Consider the following 6,795-nt stretch of genomic DNA (forward strand, 5'->3'; position numbering starts at 1 on the left):
CGGCATCATATCAAAATTTAATAACTTTGTCAAATTTCTAAATAACTGCTTATAAAAAATATGGCTTTTCATCGACATAATTTGCTTACTTTCGCATATAAGCAATATATTTATTTGTAAAATTAACAAATTATTATCATATCTTTTCCACATATTCCATATCTCTAGGTATTATAGACGAGATAGTAGATATTCTGCTGAATCACAGTATTCATATCTATATTATGTGATTTTTTATCAAATAGAATACATAAAAATCACATATTAAACAAAAAAAGAGCCTGATTGGCTCATCATATATTAAATCATTTTCAAGTAACCTTCAAGAATTGCTCCATCCTCAATCCTAATTAATTTTGTTTGAAGATCTCCCCTAATCATTGCCCTTTCTAAAAGTTTCAAATGTTCAGAGGCAACAATATTTCCTTTACATCTACCATTAATAACAATATCTCCACCTTTGATATTCCCTTTAATTTCACTCTTACCAATAATATCAATCATACTATCACTGTCAATATTTCCATCAATAATACTATCTTTAATAAAGATCTTTGTTGCCTTGATATTTCCAGTAACAGCCCCACTTAAGACCTTAACCATGCCCTCCACAGTAATGTCACCAATAATTTGTCCACAAACTTCTAAATCGTTACTGCCATTAACATTACCTTGAAGAACTGTTTCAGAAGAAATAATTGTTGGTGTTTTAACAACTGAAACTTCATCTGTTACAGAAGCTGTTTCTACTCTAACTTCACTTTGTTCCATATTATCAACTGTTGATGTTATTGGAGATTCTGTTATCACTTCATCCTCAACAACCTCAAAGTATCTATCTAATATTTTATTTTTAAAACTACTTTTTTTGTCCATCTCAATTTACTCCTTCTTATCTCAAACTCAATACCTTGTCCCTGATAGTACTATTATAATATAAAACTCTATTTGTTTCAATGAAATCTGTCAAATACTGTATCTTATTAACAAAAAAAGGTTATCACAACAGATAACCTCCTTATTTTATACTAACCTTTAAAATCAAATTGAGTAAATACATCACTTACTGGTAAATTATTCTCGATACTTTCAATCGTATGTGCTAATAGCTCAGCAACACTAATTTGAACAAGTTTATCAAATTCCTTATCTTCTGGAATGGCAATTGTATCTGTAATCACAACCTCTTTAGCAACACAATCATTTAATCTTTGTATAGCTGGTCCTGATAAGACACCATGTGTACATGCTATATAAACATCCTTAGCTCCTTTTTCTTTCAATACAGAAGCACCAGCAACAATTGTTCCAGCTGTATCAATCATATCATCAATTAAAATACAATTCTTTCCTGATACATCACCAATAATTCCCATAACTTCAGCAATATTAGGCTTAGGTCTTCTTTTATCAATGATTGCAATTGGACAATCAAGCAATTCAGACATCTTTCTTGCACGTGTAGCCCCCCCATGATCTGGAGAGACAATGCATAAATCTTCAATATTTTTATTTTTAAAGTATTTACAGATAAGAGGTAAGGCTTGCATTTCATCTACAGGGATATCAAAGAATCCTTGTATTTGAGCAGCATGTAAATCAATTGTGACAACTCTCGTTACTCCAGCCACTGTTAACAAATCAGCGACTAAACGAGATGTAATTGGTTGTCTAGGCTTTGCTTTTCTATCTTGTCTAGCGTATCCAAAGTATGGCATAATTGCTGTCACTTCTTTAGCTGATGCTCTTTTTAATGCATCGGCTAAGACTAAGATTTCCATTAAGTTTTCTGTAACTGGATTCGAAGTTGATTGAACAATAAAGACATCTTTTCCTCTGACTGATTCTCCAATTTCAACTAAAATCTCACCATCTGCAAAATGATGAACATCACATTTTCCCACTGTTGTTCCTAATTGTTCTGCGATAGATTTTGCTAAATCTTTACTTGATGATAAAGCAAATACAGTAATGTTGTTTTTCATTTTTTACCTCTTTTTCTCCTTATTTTTTCTTGTTTCTTTTTGCGTATTCTTGTTCTCTAATTTCTTTTAATATTTTGCTATAACCCTCTTTGTTCACTTGACGGGCTCTTGCTATAGCTAAAGCATCTTCTTCTACTTCCTTAGTTATTGTTGATCCAGCTGCAATATATGCATTCTTTCTCACTGTAACTGGTGCGACTAAGTTTGTATTACATCCAATAAAGACATTATCTTCTATTTTTGTCAATGACTTATTTTTGCCATCATAATTAGAAGTAATTGTTCCACAACCAAAGTTAACATCTTCTCCAACTTCTGCATCACCTACATAAGTCAAATGAGACGCTTTACTTCCTTTCCCGAAGATAGCCTTTTTCATTTCAACAAAATTTCCTAAATGTGCATTCTCTTTAATATGACAGTTTGTTCTCAATCTAGAATAAGGACCAATATCAACACCACATTCAATAATTGAGTCACTTAATACAGAGAATTTAATTTCAACATTATCTTTGATTTCCATATTTGTAAATTCACAGTATGGTCCAATATGACAATTATTTCCTATAACTGTATTTCCCTTAATAATACAACCTGGTTCAATTGTTGTATCTATACCAATGACAACATCCCTTCCAATATAGGTATTTTGGGGATCAATAATATTAACACCGTTTAATAAATGTTCTTTGTTAATACGATCTCTTAAGATTTGAGTTGCTTCTGCTAATGCAACACGGTCATTAATTCCACCAACCTCATTGAAATCATCAATCTTATAAGCATCTACCTTTAAGTTGTCTTCATTCATAATTCCAATGACATCAGTCAAATAATACTCTTTTTGAGCGTTATCATTTGTTACCTTAGCCAAAGCAGCAAATAAAGCTTGATTATCAAAACAATATTCACTTGTATTCATCTCAGTAATATCTTTCTGAGAATCCTGTAAATCTTTATACTCTACAATACCTTTGACTTGTCCATCAATCTTAATAACTCTACCATAGTGTGTTGATGTATCACAATCAGCACTCATTAAAGTTGCCTTATTTTGGTTTTCTTGATGATAATTAATTAATTCTTTTAATGTTTCTTTACGAACTAATGGAGCATCTCCACATAAAACCAAAGTCATTCCTTCTTTGTCAGCCAACACATCTTTAGCTTGTAATACAGCATGTCCAGTTCCTAATTGTTGGTCTTGATATACAAACGTTACACCATCAACAATATCTTCTACCTGTTTAGCTTCATGTCCGACAACAACAATAATTTCATCTACACCTAAGGCTTTTAATTCATCTACTACATGATTAATCATTGGTTTGTATAAAACCTCATGCACGACTTTTGGTTTCTCAGACTTCATACGAGTCCCTTTACCAGCCGCTAAAACGACAGCATAAACTTTCATTTCACTCTCTCCTTAACGCCACTATTCTAACAAAAATTCAATTAAAAAAAAAGAGGAAAGAAGAAATACTTACCTTATTTTCAATATTTTTCTACCTCTTTTTGTAAGATTCGGGTTTTTCTTACAAAATTATATTTATTTTTAAAATATTCATACCCTTTTTCTAGTATTTCTTCATCCAAAGTTAATCCAAAAACGCAAGAACCACTCCCTGACATTAAAGCTCCAGCAAATCCTAAATCCAGCATTTCTGATTTAATTTTTTTAATATCCTCTACCATATCAATGGAAGGAGCTTCTAATGTATTTCCTAAGCTTTCAACAACTAATGGAAAATTATTTTCTTCAATAGCTTCTTTCATCTTGAGTATTGATGGATGTTCAGCTTTTGTTAAATCTAACATTCCAAATGATTTTTTTGTTGGAACACCTTTTTTTGGTTTCACCAGTAAAAGATGACAATTCAATTGACTATGAATAAATTCTAATTTTTCACCAATACCTCTCACAAGAGCTATTTGCTCATAAATACAAAACGGAATATCTGCACCTACTTCTTTACCTATATGAGCCAATGTTTCTAAAGATAAATTCAAACGAAACATTTGATTCATAGCCTTTAAAACAGCAGCTCCATCAGCACTTCCACCAGCTAAACCAGCTTGTGTTGGAATATGTTTAAAGATATGAATCTTTACTCCAAACTGGATATGATAGCGGTCAATCAATATTTTTGCTACCTGATACATAATATTACGTTCATCAGTTGGCATGCGATAATTATTAGATGTTATTTCTATGCCTTTTTCAATACGATCAATGTAAATAAGATCATGTAAAGTAATAGGTGCCATAATCATATCTAATTCGTGATATCCATCTGCTCTTTTACTTACAACATCCAGTGCTAAATTAATTTTTGCATATGCTCTGATTTTCATGACTCTCATCCTTTCGTTGGATATATTTTTCTAGCAACTCCCTTTGTATCAATACCTCCAATACCACTTTGTTTATGTGAAGTATGGCTAATGATGTCTTCTATATCACAATAGTTTCGGACACTTTCATTGGCAACTAAACTGGCTACATAAACAGGATCTAAAGCATGTATATTGATACGCTTTGGACTTGAAGCAAAGTTTGCCCCACTTGCTAATAACATTTCATAATAAGATTGACATGCTCCTGCAATAATAATAAGAGCATCCTTATCATCTTCATACAATCTTGCATTTCTTATTGTTTCAGCATAATCAAGAGAGTGTTGATAATTTTCAGCTTCCCCTTTATCTCTCTCTTTTCTTAAAGCATCATGTCCAGTAATAACTAAAATCTGTGGCTTGTGCTTTTCTAATAATTCATATACATAATCCTTCATTTGACTTTCTTTCATATAATAACAATTTGCTCTGATTTTTAACTCTTTGTATTTTCTTTCACACATGTTAAGATATTTTTCATCACCATCAAGATGTAAAACCTTTCCTCTAATCATAGGTTGTCTTTCAATTGTGAATTTATCTTCAGAATGTGGCTGCACTTCACTTAATTCTAAATCTTCTAAATCACTATCTGCTATTAAACGTAATTCAACCCCTCGTAAATAACAGATATTTTCTTTTATATCAAATATTTCAAAAAGTATATCTCGTTTATACTTCTTTCTTACTACATAATCTCCTATTTTCATAATCTCACCATATTAATATATGGTTATTATAAATATTTTGTGAGTTTTAAATAATCTTCTATCTTTAATTCTTCTGGTCTCTTGTTTTCTTTTATTTGACATTGTTCTAAAATATATTTTGTATTTGTACCAAATATAACTTTAAGATTATTATAGATTGTTTTTCTTTTTTGAGTAAACGCCTGTTTCAATAAATGGGTTAACAAGATATTATATTCTTTATGAATATGTATGGCTATAATTGCACTATCAACTCTTGGTGCAGGTGAAAAAACATTTCTAGAAACGTGCATATCTAAAGAAATTGTTCCTATACTTTCAATCATAAATGTTAAAGGACTGTGATATTGTGTATCTGTCAGCTTTAAAGCGACTTCTTTTTGTACCATAGCATGAATACTTGATAAAGATGCTTGAGAACATATAATATGTTCTAAGATATCTGATGTAATATAATATGGAAGATTGGCAATAATGCATACTTTTGAATATGTCTGCTTTAATTCTTCAACAATTTTCTTTAAATCAACAGTCAAAAAATCTTGAAAAACAACTTCTATATTTGTAAATTCACCTAAAGACTCTTTTAAAAGATCTTTTAATCTTGTATCAATTTCATAACATCTTACATATCCAGCATGATATGCCAATTGCTCGCTTAAAGCACCAATTCCTGGCCCAATTTCAATAACACATGTTTCTTTATCAATGTGAGTTGTCGCAACAATTCTTTTAATTGTATTTAAATCAATTAGGAAATTTTGACCAAATTTTTTTGATGCTTGAAGTTTGTATTTATCTAATAAATATTGTGTATTTGATTTTTTTGCTATATCCTTCATACAATCACCTTTTTATATTATAGCATAAATCACTAAGAACTCATTTATTTTTGTTACAATTTGATTTATAATGCAATAAGAGGTGTTGAATATGGATCGAAGAGAAAAAATTATTGAAGAGATTAAAAAAAGTAATAAACCAATATCGGCAAGTAAATTAGCAACTATGTTAGGTGTCAGTCGCCAGATTATTGTTGGTGATGTTGCTCTTTTAAGAGCAAGTGGTTTTTGTATTGCTGCAACACCACGTGGCTATATTTTAGATCACCAAAGTCAAGCGACTACGTATACAATTGCTGTTAAACATTCTAAAGATGCCCTAGCTGATGAACTCTATACAATTGTTGATTTAGGAGGATCTGTTGTTGATGTCATTGTTGATCATCCTATTTATGGTCAACTGACTGGTAAATTGCATCTTTCATCTCGCTATGATATTGATCAATTTCTTAAAAAAGTAAGTCATGAAAAAGCTAAACCATTAAGCCAATTAACAGATGGTTTACATCTTCATACTATCGAATGTCAAAATGAAGATACTTATCAAAGAATAATTGACTCGCTTCATAAAAAAGGTTATCTCTTTACAAAATAACAAACTCTAAGATAACAGTTCTCCCTAGTTTGATAATATTTATTTAAAAGAAGATCTTAAATTTTAGATCTTCTTTTTCTATAAATTTATTTGTGCTTTAAAACTTTTTCTTGAAAACGAATATAATCAATATCATTAATAATCATATCAAATAAATAATCTAATTGTTGAGATGAGCATGTTTTTAACCATTCTAAGTTGTCTACTCTGTATTTCTTCTTAACTAACTGACATGCTCTTTTCAAGTTTTCTTCTCTTTTACC

At 30.5% G+C, this 6,795-nt stretch carries 7 protein-coding genes; 1 reads left to right on the forward strand and 6 read right to left on the reverse strand.

Annotation, left to right across the window (positions count from 1 at the left end):
- Positions 1-300: 300 nt before the first annotated feature.
- From AC5M21_RS03770 to rsmA, 6 genes are all read right to left on the reverse strand, one after another.
- On the reverse strand, positions 301-876 hold the full coding sequence (locus AC5M21_RS03770; RefSeq protein WP_008788940.1) for a bactofilin family protein: 576 nt from the start codon (positions 874-876) through the stop codon (positions 301-303).
- Positions 877-1,028: 152 nt separating this feature from the next.
- Positions 1,029-1,985 carry a ribose-phosphate diphosphokinase gene (locus tag AC5M21_RS03775; protein WP_008788941.1) on the reverse strand — a complete coding sequence of 319 codons (957 nt, stop codon included), beginning with the start codon at positions 1,983-1,985 and terminating at the stop codon, positions 1,029-1,031.
- A 19-nt stretch (positions 1,986-2,004) separates the two neighbouring features.
- Positions 2,005-3,402, reverse strand: a complete 1,398-nt coding sequence (gene glmU, locus AC5M21_RS03780; RefSeq protein WP_008788942.1) for a bifunctional UDP-N-acetylglucosamine diphosphorylase/glucosamine-1-phosphate N-acetyltransferase GlmU — start codon at positions 3,400-3,402, stop codon at positions 2,005-2,007.
- An 80-nt stretch (positions 3,403-3,482) separates the two neighbouring features.
- Positions 3,483-4,343 (reverse strand): 4-(cytidine 5'-diphospho)-2-C-methyl-D-erythritol kinase, encoded by an 861-nt coding sequence (gene ispE / locus AC5M21_RS03785; RefSeq protein WP_008788943.1) that lies wholly within the window; start codon positions 4,341-4,343, stop codon positions 3,483-3,485.
- 5 nt (positions 4,344-4,348) lie between these two features.
- Complete coding sequence (locus tag AC5M21_RS03790; protein ID WP_008788944.1) at positions 4,349-5,095, reverse strand: sporulation peptidase YabG; 747 nt, start codon at positions 5,093-5,095, stop codon at positions 4,349-4,351.
- A gap of 26 nt (positions 5,096-5,121) precedes the next feature.
- Positions 5,122-5,937, reverse strand: coding sequence for a 16S rRNA (adenine(1518)-N(6)/adenine(1519)-N(6))-dimethyltransferase RsmA (gene rsmA, locus AC5M21_RS03795; RefSeq protein ID WP_008788945.1), 816 nt, complete (start codon positions 5,935-5,937; stop codon positions 5,122-5,124).
- A 91-nt stretch (positions 5,938-6,028) separates the two neighbouring features.
- On the opposite strand from rsmA, the gene AC5M21_RS03800 reads away from it, so the two are divergent.
- Positions 6,029-6,532 (forward strand): transcription repressor NadR, encoded by a 504-nt coding sequence (locus AC5M21_RS03800; RefSeq protein ID WP_017144001.1) that lies wholly within the window; start codon positions 6,029-6,031, stop codon positions 6,530-6,532.
- Positions 6,533-6,795 lie beyond the last annotated feature (263 nt).

Source organism: Coprobacillus sp. (assembly GCF_984815275.1).

Excerpts from the sequence above, each read along its gene's own strand:
- AC5M21_RS03770 (WP_008788940.1), bottom strand. The coding sequence starts at position 876 with ATGGACAAAAAAAGTAGTTTTAAAAATAAAATATTAGATAGATACTTT.
- AC5M21_RS03775 (WP_008788941.1), bottom strand. The coding sequence starts at position 1,985 with ATGAAAAACAACATTACTGTATTTGCTTTATCATCAAGTAAAGATTTA.
- glmU (WP_008788942.1), bottom strand. The coding sequence starts at position 3,402 with ATGAAAGTTTATGCTGTCGTTTTAGCGGCTGGTAAAGGGACTCGTATG.
- ispE (WP_008788943.1), bottom strand. The coding sequence starts at position 4,343 with ATGAAAATCAGAGCATATGCAAAAATTAATTTAGCACTGGATGTTGTA.
- AC5M21_RS03790 (WP_008788944.1), bottom strand. The coding sequence starts at position 5,095 with ATGAAAATAGGAGATTATGTAGTAAGAAAGAAGTATAAACGAGATATA.
- rsmA (WP_008788945.1), bottom strand. The coding sequence starts at position 5,937 with ATGAAGGATATAGCAAAAAAATCAAATACACAATATTTATTAGATAAA.
- AC5M21_RS03800 (WP_017144001.1), top strand. The coding sequence starts at position 6,029 with ATGGATCGAAGAGAAAAAATTATTGAAGAGATTAAAAAAAGTAATAAA.